The organism is Thermorhabdus hydrogeniformans (genome assembly GCF_049310025.1).
Classification (GTDB): Bacteria; Bacillota; Thermosediminibacteria; order Thermosediminibacterales; family Tepidanaerobacteraceae; genus JBJYKD01.
The window spans coordinates 1-1336 of record NZ_JBJYKD010000069.1 but is presented as its reverse complement, the minus strand read 5'-3'; the positions used below and the strand labels follow the sequence as shown (position 1 = coordinate 1336).

Sequence of the window (1336 nt, the reverse complement as noted above, 5' to 3'; positions counted from 1 at the left end):
CAAAACCGCACCGCAGACGTTCCCGTAAGCCGCAAATGGGGATGTTGGTCCAAATCGATGGTAGCCATCACGACTGGCTGGAAGGACGGGGACCACGGCTCGTTCTTCTGTCCGCCGTCGATGATGCCACCAGCCGTATCCTTTCCGCCCTCTTCTGGCCAGCTGAAGACTTTGAAGGCTACCGGCGTCTCCTGCAGGATTTGGTCACTCACCACGGGGTCCCGCTGGCCATTTATTCCGACCGCCATTCGCTCTTTTTTTCGCCTAAGGAGAGCGATAGCACTAATCTTGAACAACAACTGCTTGGACAAGTCCGGCCTCTGACTCAAATCGGCCGTATTCTCAATGAACTGGGTATCGAACATATACCTGCTCGCTCGCCTCAGGCCAAAGGTCGGATTGAGCGTTCTTACCTGACTCTTCAAGAGCGTCTGACGGTGGAGCTCCGTTTGGCAGGTGCCAGTACCTGCGAGGAGGCTAATGCTGTACTGCAGCGTTTTATTGAGCGCTACAATCAAAAGTTTGCCGTACCTCCTGCGGATTCCGAATCGGCGTTTCGGCCTATACCGTCCCATTTACGTTTGGATCACATCTTCTGCTGGAAGGAATACCGTACCCTTAACCCTGGCTATACCCTTCAGTACAAAGGAGAGACCTATAGAGTTGTACCCGCAAAAAATGCACCTGCTATCCCTCTTCGCTCTGTGGTAGAAGTCCATCACCTTGCTGAAGGGAACCTTTCTGTCGCCTGGCGTGGCCATATCTACGATCTTGAACCAATTGCTGCAGGCTCAACAAAGGCAATGAAAACTAATACCGCGCCTCCAGCTCAAAGGCCACCTATAGAAAAAGCAGATGCTAAGCCACCTCGCAGGCCTGCACCAGACCACCCATGGCGCAAACCATGGGCCTCTTGCAGAGTTTATTCTGCCACATCCAGGGGTGAAAGCTACAATACCGGTCAGTGAGACTTCAAAACCGTAAGTCTCTTCTCCAGGCGGCTTACCTGCTTTCACTAGCGGTTCGCAGCCTGCGGTCAAGGGCGGCGCAGCTACTGACAAAATCACTGGTGGATTTCACCTGACATAATCACTGACGCTTGACAAAATAATTTACATTTACTTGAAATCATGATAAATTTAATATAAAATTTTTTTCTATAATTCATGATTTTATATAGTTAGTAAGAGGGGAAAATTGCTGCTGGTTTTGAGTTCGCGGGAAAAAATGCGGCTTTTAATACATTTTTATTTGTTAAATTATGATTCCAGTGTAAAAACTCCCCCTTTTCCCCAATCCATATTTAACCAAATACGGCTTGAAAAATAAAAACTAA

At 48.4% G+C, this 1336-nt stretch carries 1 protein-coding gene; it reads left to right on the top strand.

The window, feature by feature from the left end; all coding sequences use genetic code 11:
- A partial coding sequence (locus ACKX14_RS15485; RefSeq protein WP_422449256.1) for an ISNCY family transposase occupies positions 1 to 968 on the top strand: 968 nt, incomplete at its 5' end.
- Between the last annotated feature and the right edge of the window lie 368 nt (positions 969 to 1336).